Annotated in this window: 24 protein-coding genes and 2 pseudogenes; 19 read left to right on the top strand and 7 right to left on the bottom strand. The window is 42.7% G+C overall.

Going from position 1 to position 26,268, the window contains the following annotated elements; translation table 11 throughout:
* Positions 1 to 657: 657 nt before the first annotated feature.
* The 15 genes and pseudogenes from rpmH (at position 658) to ABEF84_RS15265 (ending at position 15,583) form a co-directional block, all read left to right on the top strand.
* Positions 658 to 792, top strand: a complete 135-nt coding sequence (rpmH, locus tag ABEF84_RS15335; protein WP_000831329.1) for a 50S ribosomal protein L34 — start codon at positions 658 to 660, stop codon at positions 790 to 792.
* Positions 793 to 821: 29 nt separating this feature from the next.
* Positions 822 to 1,214: a ribonuclease P protein component gene (gene rnpA, locus ABEF84_RS15330; RefSeq protein WP_034581844.1), complete on the top strand. Its 393-nt coding sequence runs from the start codon at positions 822 to 824 to the stop codon at positions 1,212 to 1,214.
* A gap of 9 nt (positions 1,215 to 1,223) precedes the next feature.
* Positions 1,224 to 1,544, top strand: coding sequence for a membrane protein insertion efficiency factor YidD (yidD, locus tag ABEF84_RS15325; protein ID WP_004780345.1), 321 nt, complete (start codon positions 1,224 to 1,226; stop codon positions 1,542 to 1,544).
* A 5-nt stretch (positions 1,545 to 1,549) separates the two neighbouring features.
* Entirely contained in the window at positions 1,550 to 3,313 is a 1,764-nt protein-coding gene (gene yidC / locus ABEF84_RS15320) for a membrane protein insertase YidC (protein ID WP_347453338.1), read from the top strand.
* Positions 3,314 to 3,405: 92 nt separating this feature from the next.
* Positions 3,406 to 4,764 carry a tRNA uridine-5-carboxymethylaminomethyl(34) synthesis GTPase MnmE gene (mnmE, locus tag ABEF84_RS15315; RefSeq protein WP_347453337.1) on the top strand — a complete coding sequence of 453 codons (1,359 nt, stop codon included), beginning with the start codon at positions 3,406 to 3,408 and terminating at the stop codon, positions 4,762 to 4,764.
* A 204-nt stretch (positions 4,765 to 4,968) separates the two neighbouring features.
* The gene (locus ABEF84_RS15310; RefSeq protein WP_347473885.1) at positions 4,969 to 6,201 is read left to right on the top strand and encodes a tyrosine-type recombinase/integrase; all 1,233 of its coding nucleotides are present in this window, start codon (positions 4,969 to 4,971) and stop codon (positions 6,199 to 6,201) included.
* Positions 6,202 to 6,842: 641 nt separating this feature from the next.
* Positions 6,843 to 7,079, top strand: coding sequence for an AlpA family transcriptional regulator (locus tag ABEF84_RS15305; RefSeq protein WP_347473702.1), 237 nt, complete (start codon positions 6,843 to 6,845; stop codon positions 7,077 to 7,079).
* Between the two features lie 3 nt (positions 7,080 to 7,082).
* The gene (locus ABEF84_RS15300) at positions 7,083 to 7,679 is read left to right on the top strand and encodes a hypothetical protein (RefSeq protein ID WP_180179796.1); all 597 of its coding nucleotides are present in this window, start codon (positions 7,083 to 7,085) and stop codon (positions 7,677 to 7,679) included.
* Positions 7,680 to 7,683: 4 nt separating this feature from the next.
* Entirely contained in the window at positions 7,684 to 7,902 is a 219-nt protein-coding gene (locus tag ABEF84_RS15295; protein WP_347473701.1) for a helix-turn-helix domain-containing protein, read from the top strand.
* Entirely contained in the window at positions 7,899 to 8,405 is a 507-nt protein-coding gene (locus ABEF84_RS15290) for a BRO family protein (protein ID WP_180177465.1), read from the top strand. Before ABEF84_RS15295 ends, ABEF84_RS15290 begins: the two co-directional genes overlap by 4 nt.
* Positions 8,398 to 8,766 carry a hypothetical protein gene (locus tag ABEF84_RS15285; protein ID WP_347473700.1) on the top strand — a complete coding sequence of 123 codons (369 nt, stop codon included), beginning with the start codon at positions 8,398 to 8,400 and terminating at the stop codon, positions 8,764 to 8,766. Before ABEF84_RS15290 ends, ABEF84_RS15285 begins: the two co-directional genes overlap by 8 nt.
* Positions 8,767 to 8,832: 66 nt before the next feature.
* On the top strand, positions 8,833 to 11,259 hold the full coding sequence (locus ABEF84_RS15280; protein ID WP_347473884.1) for a DUF927 domain-containing protein: 2,427 nt from the start codon (positions 8,833 to 8,835) through the stop codon (positions 11,257 to 11,259).
* A 264-nt stretch (positions 11,260 to 11,523) separates the two neighbouring features.
* A complete protein-coding gene (ssb, locus tag ABEF84_RS15275; protein WP_347473699.1) occupies positions 11,524 to 11,850 on the top strand; it encodes a single-stranded DNA-binding protein in 327 nt (108 codons plus the stop codon).
* A 1,561-nt stretch (positions 11,851 to 13,411) separates the two neighbouring features.
* Positions 13,412 to 14,625: pseudogene (locus ABEF84_RS15270) on the top strand (IS4 family transposase); the annotation flags it as partial.
* Positions 14,626 to 14,707: 82 nt separating this feature from the next.
* Positions 14,708 to 15,583 carry an IS982-like element ISAba825 family transposase gene (locus tag ABEF84_RS15265; protein ID WP_000102417.1) on the top strand — a complete coding sequence of 292 codons (876 nt, stop codon included), beginning with the start codon at positions 14,708 to 14,710 and terminating at the stop codon, positions 15,581 to 15,583.
* Between the two features lie 166 nt (positions 15,584 to 15,749).
* Here ABEF84_RS15265 and ABEF84_RS15260 read toward each other — a convergent pair whose 3' ends face one another.
* Positions 15,750 to 16,016 (bottom strand): metal/formaldehyde-sensitive transcriptional repressor, encoded by a 267-nt coding sequence (locus ABEF84_RS15260; protein ID WP_034584845.1) that lies wholly within the window; start codon positions 16,014 to 16,016, stop codon positions 15,750 to 15,752.
* Positions 16,017 to 16,072: 56 nt separating this feature from the next.
* On the opposite strand from ABEF84_RS15260, the gene dmeF reads away from it, so the two are divergent.
* Complete coding sequence (gene dmeF / locus ABEF84_RS15255; RefSeq protein ID WP_347456673.1) at positions 16,073 to 17,026, top strand: CDF family Co(II)/Ni(II) efflux transporter DmeF; 954 nt, start codon at positions 16,073 to 16,075, stop codon at positions 17,024 to 17,026.
* A 132-nt stretch (positions 17,027 to 17,158) separates the two neighbouring features.
* Complete coding sequence (locus ABEF84_RS15250) at positions 17,159 to 17,860, top strand: DsbC family protein (protein ID WP_034584851.1); 702 nt, start codon at positions 17,159 to 17,161, stop codon at positions 17,858 to 17,860.
* A gap of 34 nt (positions 17,861 to 17,894) precedes the next feature.
* Here the strand turns inward: ABEF84_RS15250 and ABEF84_RS15245 are convergent.
* A pseudogene (locus tag ABEF84_RS15245) lies at positions 17,895 to 18,952 on the bottom strand (RNA-guided endonuclease InsQ/TnpB family protein).
* 20 nt (positions 18,953 to 18,972) lie between these two features.
* Here ABEF84_RS15245 and tnpA point away from each other — a divergent pair.
* Both tnpA and ABEF84_RS15235 read left to right on the top strand, forming a co-directional pair.
* Complete coding sequence (gene tnpA, locus ABEF84_RS15240; RefSeq protein WP_075167884.1) at positions 18,973 to 19,386, top strand: IS200/IS605 family transposase; 414 nt, start codon at positions 18,973 to 18,975, stop codon at positions 19,384 to 19,386.
* Positions 19,387 to 19,572: 186 nt separating this feature from the next.
* Entirely contained in the window at positions 19,573 to 20,802 is a 1,230-nt protein-coding gene (locus ABEF84_RS15235; protein WP_168419539.1) for a transposase, read from the top strand.
* A 102-nt stretch (positions 20,803 to 20,904) separates the two neighbouring features.
* Here ABEF84_RS15235 and ABEF84_RS15230 read toward each other — a convergent pair whose 3' ends face one another.
* The 5 genes from ABEF84_RS15230 to ABEF84_RS15210 all read right to left on the bottom strand — a co-directional run bounded on the left by ABEF84_RS15230 (position 20,905) and on the right by ABEF84_RS15210 (position 26,177).
* On the bottom strand, positions 20,905 to 21,162 hold the full coding sequence (locus ABEF84_RS15230) for a GlsB/YeaQ/YmgE family stress response membrane protein (protein ID WP_347453335.1): 258 nt from the start codon (positions 21,160 to 21,162) through the stop codon (positions 20,905 to 20,907).
* Positions 21,163 to 21,333: 171 nt separating this feature from the next.
* The gene (gene hpt, locus ABEF84_RS15225; RefSeq protein WP_034588501.1) at positions 21,334 to 21,861 is read right to left on the bottom strand and encodes a hypoxanthine phosphoribosyltransferase; all 528 of its coding nucleotides are present in this window, start codon (positions 21,859 to 21,861) and stop codon (positions 21,334 to 21,336) included.
* 219 nt (positions 21,862 to 22,080) lie between these two features.
* On the bottom strand, positions 22,081 to 23,415 hold the full coding sequence (guaD, locus tag ABEF84_RS15220) for a guanine deaminase (RefSeq protein ID WP_034588499.1): 1,335 nt from the start codon (positions 23,413 to 23,415) through the stop codon (positions 22,081 to 22,083).
* Between the two features lie 269 nt (positions 23,416 to 23,684).
* Complete coding sequence (locus ABEF84_RS15215; protein WP_034586811.1) at positions 23,685 to 24,650, bottom strand: TerC family protein; 966 nt, start codon at positions 24,648 to 24,650, stop codon at positions 23,685 to 23,687.
* 342 nt (positions 24,651 to 24,992) lie between these two features.
* Positions 24,993 to 26,177, bottom strand: a complete 1,185-nt coding sequence (locus ABEF84_RS15210) for a sugar transporter (protein WP_347456672.1) — start codon at positions 26,175 to 26,177, stop codon at positions 24,993 to 24,995.
* Between the last annotated feature and the right edge of the window lie 91 nt (positions 26,178 to 26,268).

Here is a 26,268-nt window from a genome sequence, read left to right as displayed (position 1 = left end):
GTGAATCCCCTATTTATTCCATTTTCAATTAAAGACATTACCGCATCCGAAGCGGGTCGCCATTCTAACCAAGTTATCCACATCTGTCATGGCATATTCTGCAGAAATCGCTCAAAAAAGCACTTTTCACGCATAAATTTAAATTTAAAACCTGGTGTGGATAAGTTTATCCGCAAGCTGTGGATAAAATATAGCACAAAGTTATCCACAAAGTATAAAAATTATAAAAACAGTTTTATCCACAATATAAGATAATGTTAATTATTTAAAAAAGTGGATTTTCCACAGCAAATCGGCTCCCTAATATTAATAAATTTAAATTTTAAAATTTGAATTTATTAATAAACCTCGAGCTTTCTGTGGATAACTAGATTGAGTTTAAATTTGAATTCAAAACGTGAGAATGAATTTAATATGTGAATAGAATTGTGGATAAATATGTTGATATAAGTGTTTATAACTCACAATAGATTATAAAACAATTGTTTACATTGTGATTAACTCTTTTTTAATCTCTTTGATTACACTATTTGAAAATGTAAAGACAAGTCTGCTCAAAGAGTTATTTGAAAAGAAAACCGCATTTTCATTGACAGCTCAAGCAATGAGCACTAAAATCGCGGACCTTCATAGAAAGATCATTTTGGGAGTTTCGACATGAAACGTACATTCCAACCATCTGAATTAAAGCGTAAACGCGTTCATGGTTTCCGTGCTCGTATGGCTACTAAAGCTGGTCGTCAAGTTCTAGCTCGCCGTCGTGCAAAAGGTCGTCACAGCTTAACTGTTTAATCGGTTAGGCTTCGCCGACTTTGGGTGTTATGACAACACTTTATGGTTTTGGCACAGAGTTACGATTACGCTGTGCTGCCGATTATAAAGGTGTCTTTGATGGTGCGCTTTTTAAAGTGCATCAACCCCATTTCTTATTTCTTGCAAAACAGTCCGAACTGCCAAATAGCCGTTTGGGTTTAGTCGTTGCTAAGAAAAAAGTGCGCCGAGCGCACGAGCGAAATCGAGTAAAACGTCTTGCTCGCGAAAGCTTTCGTCTGCACCAGCAGCAACTCAGCGATCTGGATATTGTCGTGATGCCTAAAGTCGGCATTGAAGCAGTCCCGAATGCAGAATTACATCAGCAATTACAATTTGCCTGGCAGAAACTCAACCGTCTCGCCAAAAAGCATACAAAAATAGCTCCCTCCCCACAAAAGTAGAGATGACCAATGGTACGTTTACTGCATTGGTTAATACGTTTCTATCAGATTGCGATTAGTCCTCTTCTTGGACCCCGCTGTCGTTATATTCCAACATGTTCTCAATATTCATTGGAAGCAGTCCATACACATGGAGCTGTACGTGGTGTGTGGCTGGCTACTCAGCGTATTTGCCGTTGTCATCCGTGGGGTGGCTCTGGATATGATCCGGTTCCTCCGAAAGCGATTCGTTTTATTTCATTTCAGCAAATAGATTCTCAAACGCTTCACGTTGCTGTACCCTTTCGTGATCGTTTATTGAACCAAAATCACTCTAACCACTTGGGGTAATACATATGCAACAATGGGCCAGGATTGCAATTCTCGGGGCTATGTTTGTTGTCGCATATTTGCTCATTTTGGCGTGGCAAAAAGATTATGGAAATGCACAAACCAATGCAAAGCAGGAAACTGCTGTGGTTTCGCATGAAGTATCAGCAGATTTGCCGAATGGTCAGACGGCGACAGCCGCTTCTGATGTGCCACAAGCAAATGTAGCAGCGCAGCAAGCCGCGGATGCAACAGCACCTGTAAGTCAGCAGCTTATTTCAGTACAAACTGACCTTTATCATCTTTGGATTAACCCTAAAGGTGGTGATATTGTTCGTGTTGAATTACTCAATCATGACAAAAACAAAGACAGCGATGAACCTTTCGTGATGCTGGAAAGCGATGCGAAACGTACTTATGTCGCCCAGTCTGGTTTAATCGGCCTGAATGGACCGGACAGCAGCCGTAATGGCCGCCCAACCTATGAAGTGGAAAAAACCACTTATACCCTGAATGATGCTAAAGCAGGCAAGAACAAAGATGGCGAGACAGCGAAAGTGCTGTCTGTACCAATGGTATTCAAGACTGCTGATGGTGTCGAAATCATCAAAACCTTTAACTTCACTGAAGGTGAATATCCTGTAGTTGTGAACCACAAAGTGGTGAACCGCAGTGGACAGGCTTGGCAGGGTCAAATGTTTGGCCAGATCAAGCGTGACAATTCCGAAGATCCAGGCAAGTCTGATCAGGGTATCTTTACACTAGGTACTTTCTTGGGCGGTGCATGGGGTACGCCGGATGAGCACTACAACAAGTTGAAATTTGACAATTTTGTTGAAGAAAAGCTCAGCACTGAAGCTAAAGGTGGCTGGATTGCCATGGTTCAGCACTACTTCGTGAGTGCCTGGGTACCGGGTAACCTGAAACTGACTCAAGCTCAGGGTGAAGCGTATACAGCGAAGCTGGAATCACGTAAATCGACTGATGACATGAACATCATCAGCTTTACTTCTCCAACCTTCAATGTACCAGCAGGTACGGTGGCAGAAATTGATGCGACCTTCTACTCTGGTCCAAAAATTCAGTCAGAACTGAAAGATCTGGCTGTTGGTTTAAACCAGACCGTAGATTATGGCTGGTTATGGCCAATTGCTAAACTGCTGTTCCTCGGACTACAGTTCTTCCACGGCTTGGTGGGCAACTGGGGCTGGGCAATCATTCTGCTGACAGTATTGGTCAAAGTGATTCTATGGCCATTGTCGTCTAAGAGCTACCGCTCTATGGCGAAAATGCGTGTGATCGCGCCAGAAATGCAGCGTATGAAAGAAGAGTTCGGTGAAGACCGTATGCGTTTCTCTCAAGAAATGATGGCGCTGTATAAACGCGAGCAGGTGAATCCACTTGCTGGCTGTTTACCATTGTTACTGCAAATGCCAATCTTCCTGGCACTGTACTGGGTATTGATGGAATCTGTAGAATTGCGTCATGCACCATGGATGTTCTGGATCCAAGATTTATCTTCAATGGATCCTTGGTTTATCCTGCCATTGCTGATGGGTGCGACCATGTACATCCAGCAGTCTCTGAACCCGCAGCCTGCTGACCCAATGCAAGCTAAGGTGTTCAAGATCATGCCAGTGATCTTTACGGTATTCCTGCTGTTCTTCCCGGCTGGTCTGGTACTGTACTGGATTGTGAACAACCTGATCACGATCTTCCAGCAAAGCCTGATCAACAAGTCAGTAGCGAAAGAACGTGAAAAACGTGAAGGTGCAACCCCAGCAAACTAAGTCTTGCTGACGGGCTGAATAAATCCGCTTAAGATGGTAATCTTAGGCGGATTTTTTTGGCTGTATTTTTAGATCTTCTGCAGGTGAATTGTATGCTCAACCCAACCACAACCATTGCTGCGATTGCGACACCACCCGGACGTGGCGGCGTTGGGGTGATTCGCCTGTCTGGCCCAAAATCCTATGAGATTGCCCAGGCTCTGACCCAGAAAGAACTGCCACAGGCACGTTTTGCTGCTTTCAGAAAGTTCTATGATGCGGCGGGTGAAATCATGGATGAAGGTCTAGTGATCTGCTTCCCGAACCCGCATTCCTTTACTGGTGAAGATGTGGTGGAACTGCAGGGCCATGGCGGCCCGGTGATCCAGAATGCTCTATTGGCACGTTTACTAGAGCTTGGTGCTACTGCAGCCAAAGCGGGTGAATTCTCGATGCGTGCCTTTGAAAATGGCAAGCTGGATCTGGTACAGGCTGAAGCGATTGCTGACTTGATCGATGCGACCTCGCAGGCTGCGGCACGTTCTGCGGTACGTTCCCTGCAAGGGGCTTTTTCCACCAAAGTGAATACAGTGTTGGAACAGCTGATTCACCTACGTCTGCATGTGGAAGCCGCGATTGACTTCCCCGAAGAAGAAATCGATTTCCTTGCGGATGGCAAGATTCTCAAACTACTGGATGGTGTAGCTGCTGCCGTAACCCAAGTCCAGCAATCGGCACGTCAGGGCCAATTATTGCGTGAAGGTTTACAAGTGGTGATCGCAGGCAAACCGAATGCAGGTAAATCTTCCCTGTTAAATGCACTAGCAGGCAATGAACGCGCTATTGTCACTGATATTGCTGGAACGACCCGTGACGTGCTGCATGAGAAAATTACCCTGAATGGCTTGCCAATTACCCTGACCGATACCGCAGGTCTGCGTGAAACGGGTGATGTGGTCGAGAAAGAAGGCATCCGCCGTGCGATTAAGGAGATTGAACAGGCGGATCTGTTGTTGCTGGTTTATGATCTGAGCCAAGGTGAGAATCCGTTACAATTGGCACAGGAATACTTTGCTGAGCATCTTGAGCCAAAACGCTTGATGCTGATTGGGAATAAATGTGACCTCACTGGTGCTGAGGCTGCGATCGGTGATTTTGAAGGTTTCCGTCATATCACTGTTTCAGCCAAGCAGGAAACTGGTGTTCAGGCGCTCATAGATACGATTACAGCGCATGCAGGCTTTCAGCCTGAAGAAGATGCCTTTATCGCACGTACCCGCCATTTAGACGCAATGAAGCGCACTCAGGCATATCTGGCAGAAGCACGTGAGCAACTGGTGGTGTATAACGCGGGTGAACTAGTCGCAGAATCGCTACGTCTGGCCCAAAATGCTTTGGGTGAGATCACCGGTGACTTTAGTGCGGATGATTTGCTCGGCAAGATCTTTGGATCATTTTGTATTGGAAAGTAATTTCAATTTAAGCCTATATTCCAGTAAATTCTAATAAGTTCCAATGATAATTAAATAGCATTAAGTTTTAATAGCTTAGTGCTTTTTTTATGTCTTTTTATTGTTCCTATATGTTCTATGAGTTCATCTAGTGCTATGATTTTTTTAGTATCTAAATGGTATCGGTACTAAAAAAAATAGATTTTTTCTCATGGGTACTAAATGATGTCAAAAAATAGCAGTCTTGGCTTTTCAACATTTAGAGAGCTTGAGGCACTAAAGCCGAAAGAAAAACGCTACTCGGTGAGATACACACCAAGTCAAAAATTGTTTATTGAGGTGCTACCAACTGGGGTTAAGTCTTGGTGCTATCGTTACACACTGAACGGTAAGCAGGATAAATTGGTTTTAGGGCATTATCCTGATGTATCAATAAAAGAAGCTGCACAGCTTAGAGATGAAGCAGCGTCATTGGTGGCAAAAGGTATTTCACCTAAACAAGATAAGGCAAAACCTAAAGGCATTTTGTTCAAGGACTACGGCGAACGCTATTTAAAAGAAGTCATTAAAAAAGACCGCAAAGACCCTTACAACATGGTTTTATGCCTGAGCAATGACATTTATCCAATGATGGGCCACATCCCATTAGATCAGGTCAGTATTGAAGATATACGCCGTACAATATGGCGCAAAAAAGAACAGGGATATGATGCAGCAGCTAACCAAGTCAGAGGCTTATTAAAGCGCATGTTTGATTATGCAATGACGCTGGGCCTTGTACCTTATAACCCTGTTTTGGCTATCCCATCACGGCACGTACACAAGGCAAAGCCTAGAGATAGATATTTAAGTACAAATGAAATCCGTACCTATTACACCACCTTACTAAACTCAAGAATCTACCGACCTAGAAAGCTGGGCCTTTTGCTGTCATTGCTGACATTGGTCAGAAAGTCAGAGCTATTGAGGGCTAAATGGGAGCATATCGACTTTGATAGCCGTATATGGCTTATCCCTGAAACCAAAGCAGACAGCACGACAGGCCATAGCCGTGAAATGGTCGTTTATATGTCAGATCAAATCATTGAGATATTTAAGGAACTCAAGGCGATTGCAGGTAATGAGCCTTTTGTATTTGTAGGCAGAAAGCCAGGTACTCATATCAGCCATAACGCTTTTAATACGGCGCAAAAGGCAGCACTGGCACTAACAGACTTGCCACCGTTCACAGTCCACGACTTGAGAAGAACGGCCAGCACCCATTTAAACGAGCAAGGTTTTAATAGTGATGCAATCGAGGCTTGTTTAAACCATACGGCCAAAGGTGTAAGAGGTATTTATAACAAGGCCAAGTATGAGAAAGAACGTACAGAGATGATGCAAAAGTGGAGTAATCATATTTTTAGTGTGATTTATGAACCAAATCTGATCTTTTTTAATCAGGCTAAAGGTGCTTAATTGTATCTAATTGTAACTTGCTGAATATTTTAATTATTGAGGAATAATAGGGAATAATGAGGAAAAAGATTAAAACGGACTAAAAATCCTGAGTCTTAAAATTGAAAAACTGTTTATAGCTGCATTAGCGCGACAACAATTAACTCACTTGTTGGGTAAAGAGGTAGCCATTTAAGCATAACTCTTATAAAGTAAAACATAGAAATCTAATACGTTCATTAAGAAGCATTTATGTCTAATGAGTGTAGGAGAAAAAGAAAAAGGTCAAACACGCCAATGCTTGACCCTTTTCATGGAACTGGTGGCTTTAGTAACGCCAATTACTAAATGCCATTAATTTTTAACCGCCGTTGAAAGGGCACAAAACTAAAGGAAATTTAGAAATGTAAAACGATTAAAAACTAATTTTTATCGGATTGCCGATAGTGGTAAGCGGACTTACCTCTTAGGTAAATAGTAGTTCAAACATGGCATAAGTCAATAAGAATGTTCATAAAGGTGAACATTCATTGCTAGTCATTAGAACCTATTGAATAGCTATACGCTGCTATATCTAATTAATAAAACTTAGTTTTTCCCTCTTAATTACTTTTCTATTCCCTATTTTGTGTCTAGGCATTTCCATTATGGAGAATGTTTAGATGACTTTATCTAAAGAACAAAAAAACGAAAATGTACGCCTGATCCGCCGTAAAGAAGTGCAGGCCAAAACTGGCTTGGGTGCATCGTCAATTTACGCAATGATGCAAAAAGGCACGTTCCCGAAAGCAGTCAATATTTCTGAACGTCGAGTTGCCTGGATTGAATCCGATGTAGACCAGTGGATTAATGAACGCATAGCAAGCCACAAAGCCACCATTGCAACGATGGAGGCTTGAGCTATGGAAATTACTCTACAGGATGCAATTAGCATCACCCAGCAGGCACAAAGCAGACTTGAGCAGATCAGCCATGCAGTAAACGGCGAGCAGATAAAGAGCCTTTTTACTGATGTATCTGACTTCACTTGCTTGGCCCTTGATTACTTGCCTGATGAACTTAAAACCGAAGCCAATGCAAGACAGATTGAACAGGCAATTGACCTGCTAGACCATGTTTCGATCCGAGCATCCGAATTAAGTGCAGAGGTATTTTCTAAGCCTTATTCAATTGATGATTACTTAAAGGCCGAGGCCAGCAAGCTAAATACCTTTTTACGCTTGGCGCTGGAAACCTTGAGTATTACAGACCCAGCCGATCTATACGCCTATGCCCTTGCCTCATATTGTCCAACTGGCGAAGCGGATCAGGAAGCGGATTTAATCGTAAATGATGAATCTATGAAGTTTTTAGAGCTAAGAGGCTTTAACGGAACGATTAAAGAGCTACTTAGTGAACATGCTGACATGGTGAAGAAATCAGGCGTTAAGGACGTTCTGATAATCCACATCGGAACGATTCACAAGCTGACCGATGCACTGTCAGGAATGGGAGCATAAGAACATGAACAACACCCAATTAAAACAAGTCCTAGCACACCTCAAGCAAGGCAAGACCATTTCACAGGCCGAGGCTATCGACCTTTTCAACTGCTACCGCCTGAGCGCAATTATTCAGCGTTTACGCAATGCAGGCTATGACATTGTGACCCATAGCGAGCGCAATAAGTCAGGCATTGGCAGACATGCACGGTATGAGCTTGTTAAAGAGGTGGCAGCATGAAACCAGCAGTATTTAATTTTAATGAGTACGGCGTTCGGATTGCCTTTGATGTAAACGGACAGCCTTTGTTTTGTCTGCCTGATGTTGGTCAAGCCTTAGATATTAAAAACGCGACAGCAAGCCGTTTTAAGCTAAATCCAAAGGGGGTACATGAAATGTATACCCTTACAAATGGCGGTACTCAAAAGCTAACTTTTATCAGTGAAGAAAACCTGTACCGCATTGTATTTAGATCGACTAAACCCGAAGCATTGAATTTCCAAAACTGGGTATTTTCTGAGGTATTGCCGAGCATCCGCAAGACTGGGAGCTATTCAGCACGGCAGACAGCCTATGAAGAACTGAACCGCCTATGTATGCAAGCAAAGACCCAAAAGGCTAAAGGTTCATTTCATGGCACTGGCTTGGCAAACCACCGCTATTCAATGCGAGATTTAAACCTAAGAATTACAACATGCAAAGCAAATTTACAGCTAACTTTTGAGGGTATACACAATGATTGAACATGTAGACCCTGAATTTTTCAAAGCCTTTGACCATTACAAAGCAATGCTTGAGCAGTATGGGGAACACCACCCCGTCACTGAGCAAGCCCTTATTTTGACAATGCACTACACGCCTGAGCATATCAAAGCAGAGATGCACCAAAAGGCTAAGGAATTAAACCTACTGCCACCGCCAAGCGGTTACACCGATGACGGCGAACCTATGTACCGCCTAGAGGACATTGCAAAGCATTTCAGCATTAGCTTTGAGGAAGCAGAACAGCATTTACTGCAAATGATGGATAACCGCGAAAAAGTCGGATTATCAAATGACGGTGTTTTGATTAATTCAAATATCCATATCAACCGTGTGCAGTGAGGGCCAATAATGAAAAATGAATCATTAGAAAGTGCGGTTGATGTTGTTATGGAGGGAGTAGTCACAATGCTTGATTATGACCACCCCAAAGAACTAATAACACCCGAAGCCATTTTAAACGAATGTACGCAGCTTGTATCGTTTAATGATGCTTATTCATCACATCCACTCATACAGCGTTTTGGCAGTCCTGAGCAGCCGATCTATGTCGATGATGGCAATGTGGATATAAACGGCGTTACCTATGAACAGCCTTTGATTGTACCTGTCTATGATGGACAAATGGAGCTTGTACAGTGTGCAGTCATGCAGGATGGGCAGCGCGTGGCTGTCATGCCTGATGGATTGGCTAGAGGCTTTGCAAGGTATGGCGATTTTGACCATGCCCAGCCTGTCATTATCACGTACAGCCTGGAGGCATTCTTTAAGGTCGCACAGACTGGCTACGCCGTTGTGTTGGTGCTACTGCCTACCCTATGCAGCAACCATAAAACAGAACTCAAGCCGTTTGATTTTGAACAAATACAGTTCGTGATTAACCAGCTATCACAGGCAGGTTATAAGCAGCTTTATTTGCCTGTCAGAATTGAACAAATGCACCTTGAGCCATTTAAAAAGCTGGAGCAGAGTACGGCAGTTAGGTTGCTATGCCAGTATTTAAAAATCGGTGTAAGCGAGTTCCAGATTGAATTAAGCCAGGATGAGAGTGTAAGTGAAGTGCTGGCGTTTATTGAGGAAGCTATAGAGGCTTTACCAGTAAAAAATATTTTGCCTAAAGGCCACTTGGCTAAACCGATGAAATGGGAAAACGGACATTTCCACATCACGCAGGATGGGCTTTATTTTGTTGATGAAGATAAGAACGGCATAAGCCACAAGCGTTTTATTTCAAGCCCTGTATTGGTTGTTGCTAAGACTAGAGATGATTCTAGTAATAACTGGGGTGTATTGCTCAAGTGGAAGGATGATAACAAGGTAGAACACACACAGGCCCTATCTATGGAGCTATTCCAAACGGACGGCGCAGACCTACGCAAAGCATTGTCTTATCAGGGTGTAATGATTGCACCTGACCAACGAGCAAGAAACCTTTTTCAATGCTATTTAATGAGTTATCAAACAGGTCAATATGCCTTATGTGTGGATCGGGTCGGCTGGCATGATGACGTATTTGTACTACCTCATAAGCAGATCGGACAAAGCAGTAGTGATTTAATAGTTTACCAGGCTAACAATGCCTTAGATAACCGTTATCAAAGCAAAGGTACATTAGAGCAATGGCGAAGCAATGTAGCGCAATTGGCAGAGAATCATAGCTTGTTGGCTTTTTCATTGTGTACGGCCTTTGCTGGACAACTGCTAGACCCTCTTAACCAGCAAGGCGGTGGCTTTCATATCAAGGGCGGTTCGTCCAAAGGGAAAAGCACAGCCTTAAACCTTGCGAGTTCCGTGTGGGGCAATCCAAAGCAATTTTATAGAACATGGAGAGCCACAGGAAACGCCTTAGAGAATACAGCCTATATGCACAATGATGGTTTTTTAGTGCTGGATGAAATCGGAGAGATAGCGAACCCCAAAGAGTTAGGAAACATTGTCTATATGCTTGCAAATGGCTTGGGCAAAGGTCGCATGACAAAGCAAATCACAGCAAAGCCTATGCACCAGTGGAAAGTTATATTTTTATCCAGTGGGGAGAAAAGCCTTAAAGACATTATGAGCGAGCAAGGCCAAAAGACTAAGCTGGGACAAGAAATACGCTTAGCTGATATTGATATAGATCAGTCTGAGTACGGTATTTTTGACGGTATAGACTTTGCAGAGGATGCACCAAAACAAGCAATTGAACTGAGTAAGCGCATGGCAGACTGCTACGGCGTGGCTGGCATTGCATGGCTTGAGTATCTGACCAGCAACAAAGGCGAGCGTATGGATGAAGCTAGAGAGCTTTTAGACCAGTACCGCCAAGCCTTAACCGTGAACCAGTCGCAAGGGCATATTGTCCGAGTGGCTAACTACTTTGCATTGGTGGCAACGGCTGGAGAACTGGCAACAAAGGCCAATATTACAGGCTGGAAAACAGGCACAGCGTTTAACGCCGTACAAAAGGTATTTAATCAATGGCTGGGCAGTTTTGAGCAGGTCGGAGATTATGAGAATCGGGAAATTGTGACCCATGTTAAAGCATTCTTTGAGGCGAATGAATCAAGCCGTTTTGAAGCTATTACACCCGATCCCGATCATATCGAGCGTATCAATAACCGTGTCGGCTACTGGAAGATAGAAAACGGCGAAAAGATATTTTATGTATTGCCTGAGCAGTTTAAAAATGAAGTCTGCAAAGGCTATGACAGTCGCAAAGCAGCAAGGGCCTTACTAGCTTACAACCTACTTGAGCATGACACAGGCAAGACCAGCAAGACAGCAAGAATCCCATCACGGAAAAATGCAGTGAAGGTTTACGCCGTCAAAGAGGCTATTTTTAGCTGGGAATAGTAAAAAACGAAGGTAACAGAGGTAACACAGGTAACAGCCGCATGAATAAAGGCTTACAGGCGTTACCTATTGAAAATGGTAACAGGTAACAGAGGTAACAAGTTCTAAATTTTCCCTCATTTGTTACCCATGTTACCCATCGTTACCCAAGCAAAAAAATATAGGTAACACCCTGAAACGCTGTCATAGCGAGGATGTTACCCATGTTACCTATGTTACCCATGAAAAATAGACATTCTGAGAAAATTAGAGAGATTTAAACCAATGCCAAACGTAAACAAAGTAACTGTGATGGGTGTACTAGGCCGTGACCCTGAAACAAAACAATTCTCCAACGGTGGCAGCGTTACGACATTCAGCGTTGCAACTACTGAGTTTTGGAAAGACAAGACCACTGGAGAGCGCAAAGAGGCCACAGAATGGCATAGAATCACCACCAGCAACCGATTAGCTGAGATTGCGAGTAAGTACCTCAAGAAAGGTGGAAAGGTTTATATCGAAGGCTCATTGCGTACACGGAAGTGGAAAGACAGTAAAGGAGCAGATCGGGAAGTGACTGAGATTAGAGCGGATGAATTGCAATTGCTTTAATCGAAGCTCCCTAAATATGGGGAGCTTTTTTTATTGAATAAACGCTTCTTTCATAGGGTTTGTTTCACAAAATCATTTCTTTCATAGGATTGTTTCGCAAATCGCATAAATGGAGTGATTACACCCCCATTTTGTCGTTCTACGTCGTACAAAATCCGTATCAGTAAATGGCCTTAAATCTTGCATGACAAGCCTTGTATATTTGTTTGACAAGATACTGATAAAAGTACCTATAAAAATGCACTCAATGCCAAGCCATACAAGGCATACGCCGTTTTAAGTAGATATGCAGTTCGTCAAACTACGTCCAACAAGAAAGGCGGTTTTGCCATGCTACGTCCTGCTAAATTTTGCTTTACAGGGTACTTGTAAGAAATGCCACCTATGCCGATTACAGCAAGGCATACAGCGATTTGATAACTTTGATTTCGTACAGCTACGTACAGCAAAGACCCCCTATTTTGTATAGCTACGTAAAGAATTTCTTGTTTTACAGCACCACATTAAAAAGACCATCAAAACCACACTCAAACATAGTCATATCAAGGTTTATCGGTATTTTAAGAGAAACTCATTTCGTATCAGTACGTATCACAAAGATCAGGTTTTATCAGGTTCAAACCTTATCAATTCTTAACAGTGCAGCAGAAAAACATGCCGTAATCATGCCGTAATGAAAGTGAGGTTTTGTGAGGTTCAAAGCGTTTGAGCATCTTTGAATATTAGGTTTTATAAGGTTTTGTATTTTTAAAGCAGTCTGAAAAAACTAACATTTACTAACAGTATGATGGCGCAAAATTGCGTTGGCTAAATCCTTGTTTTATAAGGTAAACGCAAAATTGCGTTGGCTAAATCTATGTTTTAAAAGCGATGCTCAAAATTGAGCAACGGTATTCACTGAGCGCAAAATTGCGTTGTGTTTCGGAACAACTACGCGCGCGCACGCGAGGGATGGATGCAACTGTGGTTTTAAGGCTTAAAATCCCAATAGAACTACAATGCGATTATTCGGGCGGTTTACTGCTACAAATAACCTGAACATAGGATTACCCCCACTGGGGGATATGGTCAATCTTGCTCACATTTTAAAACTGACCAAGTGAGTACCTCAAAGTCACTCACAAAGGATAAGATTCTAAATCTACCCCCCCACCTGAGCCACCAATAAGGGGAGCAGCTTCAATACTCAATTTCGCCTCACTCAAATAATGGCAGCGAAAAAACACAGCAAACAATTGTTGAAGTGCTAGAGAATTAAAAAAAGCGTGGGCGTGCGAGGCAGACTTCAAAACTCTATTTTTCTAACAGTAAAAGAGCAGATTCATGGGGCGCAAAAAATGCCTTGCCTTGCTTTGAAAAGTATCCAATTAGTATCTATTTATTGTTTAATTCTATATGTTATTGTATTTATTAAATAAAAACATTTTAATTATCTTCTGTATTGGAAAGTAATTTTCTTGTTCAACGAAAAAAGCCCTCGATTGAGTAATGCCAGTCAGTTAAGCAAATATTAGTAAAATGTAGTAAAAATGAGTGTATGTAAATACGCTCATTTTTTTTTATGACTTTATCTGAAAATTTAGATTGCACCCTTCAACATTCTTTACCTTCACTTAGCCATTTTAGTGAATTTATTGATTTCAACTGGATTGGGAAAGTCTGAATCAAACAGGTAAGGCATCAATTAGAAGAAGGAAGTTACCCGCTGAACATGTGGTATGGCTTGTCATTGGACTCGCTTTATTTCGAAATCAACCTATCGGATATGTCGTAGAACAACTAAAACTTGTATTTGGTACAACAGAATATTGTGTTCCTAGCGCAGTAGTACAAGCACGACAACGTTTAGGATCAGAACCTTTAAATGCGCTATTTTCTTTACTTAGCCAAGCCTGGTTTGAAGAATCTCAGCAGCAATACTCAAACTTTCACGGTCTGAGTGTGTGCGCTGTTGATGGTGTTGTTTGGTCTATGCCTTATACAGATGAGAATTTTGCACACTTTGGTTCATCTAAAGGAAAAACTGCTGATGCTCCTTATCCACAAGTGAGAGCAACCTGCTTAGTAAATACCGCGACCCATGAAATTATAGATGCTCAAATAGGCAGTATGGATCAAGGTGAACTCACACTGGCAAGCCAATTATCTCCTTGTTCACACAGTATTACCCTATTTGATCGAGCCTATTTCTCTGCAGATTTTCTCATCGGGTGGCAAAAACGTGCAGAAGAAAGTCATTGGCTTATGCGTGCAAAAGATAATTTACAGTATGAGATTGTGGAGCGTAATTCGCAACATGACTTTCATATTAGAATGCCGATATCAACAAGAGCTAAAAAACTTAATCCAGCCTTAGGAGATTATTGGGAAGCACGTCTCATTGAGGTTGAGCAGGCAGGTAAGATTAGACGTTATATCACTTCACTAATAGATTCAAAGAGATATCCATTATTAGCTTTAGCAAAACTCTATGCCCAGCGTTGGGAAATAGAAATGTGTTACCGAGAAATCAAGAGTAACTTACAGGAAGGGAAGCATTTAAGGAGTAAATAACCTACCTTGATTTATCAAGAGTTATGGGGAGTCTTTATTGCCTATAATATTCTAAGAAGACAAATGAAATATATGGCTCAACGTGCAAAAGTCAGTCCTTTGAGAATGAGCTTTCATATTACCTCTATTGCTATCCTTAACCTATTGAAGTTTGATTCTTTGGCTTCCACAGGCAATTTGCCTAAACATCTAGAAAGTTTAATGGAAAAATCTAAAAGGTACGCCAATCTCAACTTTTTAAGTCATTGAAATAAAAAGGACATAACCTCATTTTAAATCCGTCTATGAAAATAAAATTACAGTTATGTCCACTGAAGAATTTATCATCATTGTCTATTTAATCATAGAGGAAATTTACCCAACTATAGTCTCTGAACCATTAAGAAAACGTGGTTTTCCACCTGCTTTAACCGATATTGAAATTATCACAATGCAAATTGTTGGTGAGTGTCTCAAAATGGATACGGATAAAAGCATATGGATGTTTTTTAAAAACAATTACTTAAGTTGGTTCCCTCATTTAGGTTCATATCCTAACTTTTGTAAGCATTGTGCAAACTTATGGCAAGTTCATCAAAAAATCACAGCCCAATTAACTGCACATTATGGTCAGGATCATATTCATTTTATTGATGGATTTCCTATACCTGTTTGTCGTTATAGTCGAGCAAAAAGACACAAGAATTTCAAAGAACATGCAGGTTTTAGTTATTGTGCTGCACAACAAGAGAAATACTATGGTTTTAAAGGGCATCTTGTAATTAATTTGGAGGGTATGATTACTGGCTATACTTTCGCTCCAGCAAATGTAGATGAGCGTGATGTTGCACCAGAAATCACAGAAAATATTCATGGGTTACTAGGTGCAGATAAAGGTTACTTAAGACCCAGCTTGAAAGAATACTATAAATTTCAGTATGTTGATCTACAAACTCCTTTAAGAAAGAATATGCCGGACTCTAGATCTCAAGAATCAATGAGGTTGCTTATGAGAGCACGAAGGAAAATTGAAACGGTCATTGGTCAATTAACTGATCGCTTTAATATTCAAAAAGTAAGGGCAAGAGATTTATGGCACTTATCGCATCGTTTTATCAGAAAGATTTTGTCACATACGGTCTGCGTCGTTATGAATAAAAAATGTGGTTATTCACCGATTCAATTTGAAAAGCTTATTTAAAGTTGAGATTGGCGTAAAAGGTATGTTTTACCGAAAAAAAGAAGTAGAAACTACCCACGAGTTGTGAAAGGGAAACCACAGAAATACCCAAAAAAATGCCAGTCAATCTCTTAACTGACTGGCATTACCTCGATTGAGGGCTTTTTTTTATGGTCATGATGCTTGATCAGCCATATCGCTTTAACAGCTTTAAAAATTCCTGCAGGTCCTGTTCATTGACTGCTTCTGGATCTTGAATCACATGTTCCCGCAGGTGTTCTTCAATCAGCTCACTCATCAGACCATTCACAGCGCCTTTAATCGCAGCAACCTGCTGCAAGATATCAATACAGCTCGGTTCTGGTTGGGTCAGCGCGGCTTCCACTGCATGAATCTGACCTTTTAACCGCCGTACACGATTTAATATTTTTTTGTCTTCATGCAAATGACTCACCACAAGTCTCCAAAAATAAATATACTAAGGGGGAGTATATAAACAAGACCGGACGAATGCAAAACAAGACCAACCTGCCGCATAGTCATCAGTTCGATGAAGGCAATCCACTGGCACAGAAGAAGATGTTGTTTGCCATTATCCTGACTGCGGTGATGATGGTGTTTGAGATTCTGGGTGGCTGGATTTTTAAGTCTATGGCACTCTTGGCCGATGGCTGGCATATGAGTTCGCATGTGCTGGCACTGGGACTGGCCTATGCAGCTTATAAGGCGGCTCGTCACTATGCCGATGATCCGCGTTTTAATATGGGTACCTGGCGCATTGAAATTCTGGCAGGTTATAGCAGTGCGATTCTGTTGCTGGTGATCGCGGGCTTGATGGCCTTTCATTCTTTCGAACGGCTGTTTTTTCCGGTGGAGATTCACTATAACGAAGCGATTCCAATTGCCATTCTGGGCCTGCTAATCAATCTGGTTTGTGCCTGGTTGCTGCATGAGGGTGGACATGAGCATTCTCATGGGCATGACCACGATCACGGTCATCATCACCATGAGCATGGACATAGCTATGAACAGCATGATCTAAACCACCAGGCCGCCTTTATGCATGTGGTTGCGGATGCGCTGACTTCAGTATTTGCCATCATTGCCCTGTTTGCAGGCAAATATTTTGGCTGGGATATTCTGGATTCGATTCTAGGGATTGTTGGTTCGGTGCTGGTCGCACGCTGGTCGATTGGTTTGCTGAAACAGACTGGAAAAACCTTGCTGGATGCCGATATGGATGCGCCGGTGGTAGAAGAAATCCGTGAAGTGATTGCCGGTTTTGGGCCAAAGGTGCAACTGACCGATATCCATGTCTCTCGGGTGGGTAAAGGCAAGTTTGCCTGCTTTGTGGCGTTAGATACGACTTTGGATTTAAATCCGGATCAGGTGCGTGATGCTATTTCCATTCACGAAGAAATCGTGCATATTTCGGTAGAAATCAATCCGATAACGTCAGGGTAAACAGGCTTTTATGTTCCACGTGAAACAACAGGAAAAGTCACTCAACAAGGACGCTACATAATTCATCTGATTTTCCTAGCTAAAACGCCTAGAATCAGGACACATTTATATACTGACATGAGCGGGAGATTCATGCTGAAACCTACCCTACTGCTGGCCATGACGGCGCTGGCTTCAAGCTTAAGCTTTGCCGATATTAATACCGTAAAAGCCAATCTGGCCAAGAACAGCCCAGACCTGAAAATTGAAAACCTGCAAACCACTGAGATGAAAGGCATCTATAGCGGTGTACTCGATGGTCAGGTGGTCTATCTGAATGAAGATGCCCAACATCTGATTGGCGGCAGCATGATTCGGCTGGCTGATAAGCACAATCTGACCCGGGACTTGGTCCTCAAACAGAATAGCATTGACTGGAAAAAACTGCCGCTACAAGACGCATTGAAAACGGTTAAGGGGACGGGTAAACGCCAGATTGCGGTATTTTCTGATCCAAATTGCCCGTATTGCAAACAGCTTGAGTCTGAACTGAAAAAACTCAATGATGTGACCATCTACACCTTTGTGCTACCACTGAAACCTCAGTCAATTTCACCATCGAAACAGCTGTTCTGTGAGAAAAATCCAGCGCAGGCTTGGGAAGACCTGATTGGCAAAGGTATCCAGCCAAAATCAACAAAAAGTTGTAGTAACCCCATTGAACGCAATATTGCCTTGGCGAAATCTTTAAGTGTACAAGGTACCCCAGCAGTGATTTTTTCTAATGGCTTTAAACTGATGGGTGCCTACCCTGCAGATCAGATCGAGAAAATCTGGAAAGAACTTGGGCTATAATTCCAGTCTATACAGATTTGACATCCTCTCCGACCTAAAGGACGGAGATTCCTCCTGCGAGACGCCCATGTCCGAGCGCAAGAATATTCAGTGCTGAGTTTATATCTCTATCGTGGAATGTACCGCACTCCACACACTGCCATTCTCTTATTCCAAGTCCTGCTCTACCTTTCAGACTACTGGAGCGTGAGCCGCAGCACGAGCAAGTTTGGGTGGTATAGGCTTCATTGACTTCTTCATACCATACCCCTGCGTTCTCGCATTTATACTTGAGCATGGTTCTTAAGGTCGTCCAACCTGCATCGAGTACAGACTTAGCTAATTTTGTCTGTGCCAATGCTTTGGCATTCACATTACCAACGAAGATGGCTGCATGTTCATTCACCAGTTTATGACTGAATTGATGCAGCATATTTTGACGTAGATTTTTGATCTTGGCATGAATCGCTTTGACACGTTTTTTATTTCTTGCTCTTTGAGCAATACCAAGTTTTTGTTCATATTGACGATAGATTTTAGGCGCTTTGAACTTTACACCATCTGAGCAAGTCGCAAGGTCTTTGAGTCCTAGATCAATGCCAATTGAGGTTTTAGCGGTGGTTTTCTCTGTTTTAATTGAATCAACCACAAGACATACATACCAACGCCCTCGGCTATCCTCGACAAACGAGCCTGTTTTAACATTGTATTTACTTAGTCCGTAACTGTCCCATAGCTTGAATTGATGCTTGCCGTATTGGACATACCCATCGGCATATTTCACCGCCACTTTTTTAAATGGAATCCAACCGAGAGAACGTCTAGCATTTTTTTGTTACTGACACGCCATTTTAGCTTGGCTTTTTTAAATTGCTTTCTTCGAGTAACTAATTCTTCCGCAACTGCCTGTATGGTTTGGCTGTGCAAATTGCACTCTTTTGATGTACCTTTCGTGTATTTAGCAATATCGTAAGCTGAAAAGAATTGTTGTTTTCTTTGCAAGTGTTTAAAACACAAATCATTGACATAGTTCCAGACAAAATTAACTTCAGATGCCAATTGGTCTAGCACCTTGCAATGTTTGTCTTTTATGCGTAATTTAAGTGTCTTCATCACTAAAATATATTTGGTCTATGGATAATAGTCAAGAGATTAGAACAGGTCGTCACTGTGTTTTTAATATGCACGTTCATTTAGTCTTTGTGGCTAAATATCGTAGAGATGTTTTTACCAAAGCTATGCTCGAAACTATGAATGAAGTATTCAAGCGCATTTGCTTAGACTTTGAAGCTAAGTTGGTAGAATTTGATGGTGAGCATGATCATGTTCATTTACTTGTGAACTATCCACCAAAAGTAGCTATTTCTAGCTTGGTTAACAGCCTAAAAGGTGCATCTAGTCGTATTTTAAGAACTAAACACCCTGAAATTAAAAACAAATTATGGGGGAATGCTTTGTGGTCGCCTAGTTATTTCGCTGCATCGTGTGGAGGTGCTCCCATTGGGATTATTAAACAATATATCCAACAACAGCAAACACCGCATTAGCAATCCTAGCTAATCCCCACAAGGGAGACTAGCGGATTGCAGCCTTATATCCCCGCCCTGAAGGGCATAGGTATCTACACAATTTCCATGTTTTGCGTTAAATTGAAGAGCATGCTCTTCAATTTTAACATCTCTCGCTTAGATCAGCGCCTTGTCAAACGTTACAACAACCTCGTTCAACTCAATATGAATCCTCTTGCTTCACTTGCTCCTGCAATCAAAGATATTGCCTCTGCTCAAAAAAATAGTTTCGCAACGACGCAAGCTGTATGGCGGTTTTTAAATAATGATAAAATCTCATTTAAACAATTAAATGAACCTATTCAAAAACTTGCTTGTGATCAGATTAAGACATCGCTGCATCGTTATGCTTTAGTTATTCATGATTGGTCACAAATCCAATATGTGACACATCGTAATAAAACCCAAAAACTCCAAAGGACACATCAGTACGACTCAGGCTATGAATTACAAACGAGCTTACTTGTTGATGCTGCTTCTGGACTACCTGTTGCTCCATTAGCTCAGACCCTTTCTAGTGCTTCAGGTTGCTATTCGACATTCAATGAGCAACAGACCGAACGTAAAACCCATTTAGACTCCCTTTCTGAACAAATTCAAAAAGTTGAACAGTTTCCTCTTGATAAAACCTGCGTACATATTATTGATCGTGAAGGAGATTCCATTGCTCATCTCAGGGAATTAAGCAGTCATGGTTTTCAATGGCTTATTCGAGCAAAGGAAGGAAATCGGATTGAGCATCAGGGTGAAATATGTAAAGTTGGAGAAGTTGCTGAACGTATCGAAATACAGCAAGTGAAACCCATTTCTTATAAGGGTAATCAACATATGCTTTATGTTGGAGAAACCAATGTTCGGCTTACCCGTGCTGCAAAATCAAATAAAAAAGATTGTTTAGGTCAAAGAGTTGCTCCTCAGAAAGGTGCTGCAATTGAGGCTAGACTGATTATTGCGGTGGTTAAAGATATTAATGAAAAGACAGTTGCAAGATGGTCATTGATCAGTAATGTACCAACTGAGATTACCGCAGTAGAACTGACGACTTGGTATTACTGGCGTTGGTCAATCGAATGTTATTTCAAACTTCTCAAGCAAGCAGGCCATGATATTGAGTCATGGCTTCAGACTACGCCAGAAGCGATTTTAAGGCGTTTGCTAATCAGTTGTATGGCTTGTGTGTTGACGTGGAGAGTACAGCGTTGTACAGATGAACAAAATCAGAAAGTCCGTGCATTTTTGACTAGACTTTCAGGTAGACAACAGAAAAGAGGCAAGGTAGAGAGTGCGCCTGCCATATTGGCAGGACTCTCGATTTTACTAAATACTCTTCAACTGCTCTCAGAATATTCAATAGATGAACTGAATGAAATCGCAACTATTGCACTAGGTACCTAAAGATGTGTAGATACCTATGCCCTGAAGGGCGAGGTTTTACGGCTAAAGGGATAAAAAAGCACCCAAACCGGGTGCTTTTTTATGGGAGAGATTTAAGGTTGTTTAAACATGTCTACGCTTGGTAATCAGGTTATAGATAAACAGAATAACGATAGCACCAATCACCGAAGCGATAAAACCGGCTGAGGAACCTTCATCATACAGACCTAACAGACGTCCACCGTAGGTGGCTAGCAAGGCACCCGAAATACCCAGCAGGGTCGTCATAATAAAGCCTGCTTTATCCTCTCCTGGATGGATGGCACGGGCAATTAAACCGGCAATAAAACCAACTACAATGGCAACAATCAGTGACCACATCAGCATGCTCCTTATTATCAAGTCTTTATTTTTACCTCATGTATATGACTGATCATCAAATAAAAAACTGTTTCGATCTAGCCGTGTACTGCAACGGCATGTTGTTTTTTTGTTCATGTGAAGCAGACATAAAAAAAAGTGGCTTGAAGCCACTTTTTTACGTATTCAGTCTTAAAGGCCAATTTCACCAATGAATGGAATATGGCGATATTTCTGGTCATAGTCCAGACCATAACCGACAATGAATTTGTCTTCGACTTCAAAGCCCAGGAATTTAACGTCCAGCTCGATTTCGCGGCGTGAAGGTTTGCTGACCAAAGTGCACAGCTCAATCGAATTTGGCTGACGAGTTTGCAGAATTTCCAGTACTTTGCTGAGAGTGTTACCTGAGTCGATAATGTCTTCCACCACCAGCACATCCTTACCACGGATTTCACCGTCCAGATCTTTCAGGATTTTGACATCACGCGTTGATACCGTACCACCACCGTAGCTGGATACAGTCATGAAGTCGAGTTCATGCGGCTTGCTGATGGCACGACACAAGTCCGCCATGAAGATCACTGAACCGCGTAATAAACCGATGAGCACGAGCTCTTTATCACTATTGGCATAGTGTGCATCGATTAGAGCACCAAGCTCTTTGACTTTAGCTTGAATTTCTTCAGCGGAAATCATTACGCTCATTTGAACGGTCATGGGTAGATACCTAAAAAAGTAAAAATAGCAAAATAAAAAAGGTGTTGACCTGCAACACCTGATATATCAGCAATTTTAATACATCCGGCAGGCAGATGCACCTGTTTCGCCCTGTGTTAATGTAATCATTTTTTCGGCACTTGTGAATCACGCTTGAGTAAAAAAGCACAGCCGAGTGCTATCGCCGACAGGATTAGCTAGCGACGACGTTTTGATTTTTCAGGCTTTTGGAGCGGATTGTTCTTTGACATAGACGGCTGTTCCGTAAACATAAGTCGCGGCAATATTGCGGTCATCACCAAGCATCATCAGGGCAAAAAAAGCATCTTCGATGTTTTTGGCCCGACTTTGACGTAATTGCTGTAACGCTGTTGCATTCAGATCCAGCACCACAAAATCGGCTTCTTTACCGACATTAAAATTACCCAGACGATCATCCAGACTCAGGGCTTTGGCACCTCCTAAGGTAGCATGATATAGCGACTCAAAAGCCGAGAGTTTTTCACCTTGTAACTGCTGTACCTTGTAGGCTTCATTCAGGGTTTGCAGCTGGTTAAATGAAGTCCCCGCGCCGATATCGGTACCAAGTCCCACCTTGACCTGCTTGTCCCAGGCTTTTTTCAGTGGGAACAAGCCACTACCGAGGAACAGATTTGATGTCGGACAGAAAGCGATGGCGGAGTCGGTCCGATGCATACAGTCCCATTCCTGCTCTTCCAGATGTACACAGTGCGCAAACACAGACTTAGGCCCGGTCAGGCCATAATGATGATAGACATCCAGATAGCCTTCGCGTTCTGGAAACAGCCCTTTGACCCAGGCGATCTCGTTTTTGTTTTCACTGAGATGGGTATGCACATACACATCCGGATATTCGGCTTTCAACTTGCCGGCTTGTTCTAGTTGCTCTGGTGTCGAAGTCGGTGCAAAGCGTGGCGTAATCGCATACAGGTTACGACCCTGACCATGCCATTTTTCAATCAGGACTTTAGAATCCTGATAAGCCGATTCTGCTGTATCGGTGAGTGCTTCGGGTGCATGACGGTCCATCAGTACCTTACCTGCGATCAGGCGCATATTACGCGCTGCAGCAGCACTAAATAGAGCATCTACCGACTCAGGATGTACGGTACAGAACACCAGCGCTGTCGTAGTGCCATTTTTCAGTAATTCTTCTACAAAAAACTCGGCGATTTTGCTGGAATATGCTGGGTCGGAAAATTGGATTTCAGTCGGGAAGGTATAAGTATTTAACCACTCGAGTAGCTGCTCGCCATAAGCTCCCACTATCTCGGTCTGCGGGAAATGGATATGGGTATCAATAAAGCCTGGCACAATCAGCTGTTCAGGATAATGCTGAACCTCAATTCCTTCCGGAAGGTACTGCTGGCCCTCTTTCCAGCTACCAAACCACTGAATCTTGCCGTTCTGGGTGATTAGCAAACCATCTTCTACATATCGCACTTGGTCGTGAATTTCACGCGCTTGGGCAACCGTATTCTTGATATCGAGGAAGCGACCGCGTACTGCCGTCGTTGCAATGATAGAAGACATTTAAAACCTGCACTTTGTGATTTTTTCGATTGATTGTAACTGATATTGTTCACTTAAACTGTATTGCATTTTATCTTCCCTGCTCTGCCGGAATATGACATGAGTTGAGATAAATGGAGAAAAAAGGAAAAGTCTGCATACCTGATTGTCCTGTGAAAGGTAATAGACAGATGCAATTTCTTTGCCACTCGGTCAAATCAGATAAAATGGGCGACACAAAAAAGCCTTCCAGAAGGAAGGCCTTTTGGGGTTCTGAGCTATGGAGATACTTAGAGTTTCTGTATATTGTATTTCTTGTTGTGACGAATTGACAGGAACGCAGTGATCGCAAGTACCAGTACAATCACACTTAAGGACAACCAGATTGGCACATGGAAAACGTCCAGCATCAACATCTTGAAGCCAATAAAGACCAGAATGATACCCAGGCCATAGGGCAGGTAATACATTTTCGATGCTGCACCGGCGAGCAGGAAGAACATTGCACGTAGGCCTAGAATTGCCATCAGGTTCGCGGTCAAGACAATAAATGGATCGGTGGTCACGGCGAAGATGGCCGGAATCGAATCGACTGCAAAGATCACGTCCGATGCTTCAACCAGAATCAGGACCAAAAATAGCGGTGTTGCCCATAACAGGCCATCTTTACGCACAAAGAATTTGTTGCCTTCCATTTGCGGTGTTAACCGCAGATGTTTACGCAGCCATTTCAAGATCGGCATGTCTTCAATATTGCTGGGTTCATCATGATGACCACGCAGGAACTTAAAGCCGGTATAAACCAGAAAGGCGCCAAACAGGTACAGCACCCAGGAGAACTCCTGCACGAACCATGCACCAATAAAGATGAAAATCGTTCTAAGAACAATCGCGCCCAGTACCCCATAGAGCAGCAGCTGGCGCTGTAAGGCTGGCGAGATGGAAAAGGCCGAAAAGATCATCAGCCAGACAAAGACATTATCAATCGCCAGGGATTTTTCCAGCAGATAACCGGCAAAATATTCCATGACTTTCTGGTTAGCGAGGGCAACACTGGCCGTCTGTTCCAGATATAGCCAGAGTCCGCCACCAAACAGAACGGCCATCGTGACCCAGGCCATGCTCCAATAGGCCGCAGTCCGGACTTTGACTTCTTTGCCGTGGTGATGTTTGAAGCCAATAAAATCAACGATTAGCATCACCGCGATGATGCCGAAAAAAACCAGATACAGCCACAGCGTACCAACAGTTTCCATGTGTATTCTCCACATCGGAAAACCGGCCATAAAAAAACCTTGACCCGTTGTCCGATGAAAAACATCCATAACAACATGATCAAGGTCTTGCCTACATCGTACTGTTGAAATTTTGCATAGCGAATTTTGCAAAATGCGAGTGACGATGCTCAGATACCGACTTTTTGCAAAGTGTAATGACGATATTCTGACACGTTTTAATTATCCCGCTGGGATACTTGTAACGTTTGGAGGAGGCTACTCCCCTTGTTCAAACTTAAATTTTTTTTGAGCAAAAGCTCAGTTACATCGAGTATGACAGATTTTTAAATGAGGTACAGGTTTATTTACAAAAATCATGGATTAAGAGCGAATAAAGTCTGGACGGTGCACCAGTGCTAAAGTCAGCATAAAGCCCAGAATGGTGATTAAGCCTCCAACCCAGCCAATACGGTCTAAACCGATCTGCGCAGTGACGATCCCACCGAGCAATGCTCCGCCCCCAATACCCACGTTATATAGCCCGGAAAAAATCGACATGGCGACATCGGTAGCATCAGATGCCAGATTCAATGTTTTGGCCTGTAGGGCCAGACTAAAGCCAATAATGCTGATGCCCCAGATCAGACTTAAACTGTTTAAACCAAATAAGCTCGTTGACATCGGCAAAAGCAGTAACATGGAAAGCCCCAGTCCCAAGGTGAAAAATGGAATCGTCAGCCTTGGAAATTGCGGTGCAAATTTGCCAAACAGATAGGAACCAAGAAAACCTGCTCCCCCGTAGATTAATAACAAAGTGGTGGTTTGTACTGAACTGAATTCCGCAACCTTTAAGGCGAAGGGTTCGATATAGCTATAGGCAGTAAACTGGGCAGAAATCACGATAATGGTCAGGGCAAAAACCAGCATCAGGCTGGGACGTTTCACCAGACTTTTTAGGCTGCTTAATGAGCCAGAATTGACGCTAGGTAAACGTGGCAAGGTTTTGACTAGGATTAGGCAGACCAGTGTGGCAATCACCGCAATCAGGCCGAAACTGTTACGCCAGCCATAACTTTCACCAATCATCCGGCCGAAGGGAATGCCCAGCACCATTGCCATGGCGGTACCAGTAGACAGTAAACCCAAAGCCTGAAATTCCTTGCCCTTCGGTGCGACCCGTACCGCAAGCGAAGCCGTAATCGACCAGAACAGTGCATGGGCAACCGCAATTCCGATCCGGCTAGTGACCAGGATGCTAAAGCTCCAGGCAAAATAGGACAGCACATGGCTGGCAATAAATACGATAAACAGTAAAGTCAGCAGGAAACGCCGTTCAATACTTCGAGTCAGCAGCATGATCGGCAGGGATAGCAAAGCCACCACCCAGGCATAAATGGTCAACATCAGCCCAACTTCGGTGGGTGTCATGGCAAAGCTATGCCCAATATCACTCAGCAATGCGACCGGGATAAATTCAGTGGTATTAAAAATAAACGCCGCGCAGGCCAGTGCGATCACGCAGATCCATTGACGGGTGACAGAAGGTGGTTGGGCAGAACTGGACATGTTGAATCATCATTCAGGAATTCCGGCATTTTAAGCTTTTGTTGGACAATTTCACATGAATCAGTATTAAATTTAGCTCATCCGGATTAAA

Origin of the sequence: Acinetobacter sp. ANC 7912 (assembly GCF_039862785.1) — a bacterium.
GTDB lineage: Bacteria > Pseudomonadota > Gammaproteobacteria > Pseudomonadales > Moraxellaceae > Acinetobacter > Acinetobacter thermotolerans.
The sequence above is the reverse complement of the archived record's forward strand: the minus strand, read 5'-3'. Positions and strand labels throughout refer to the sequence as shown.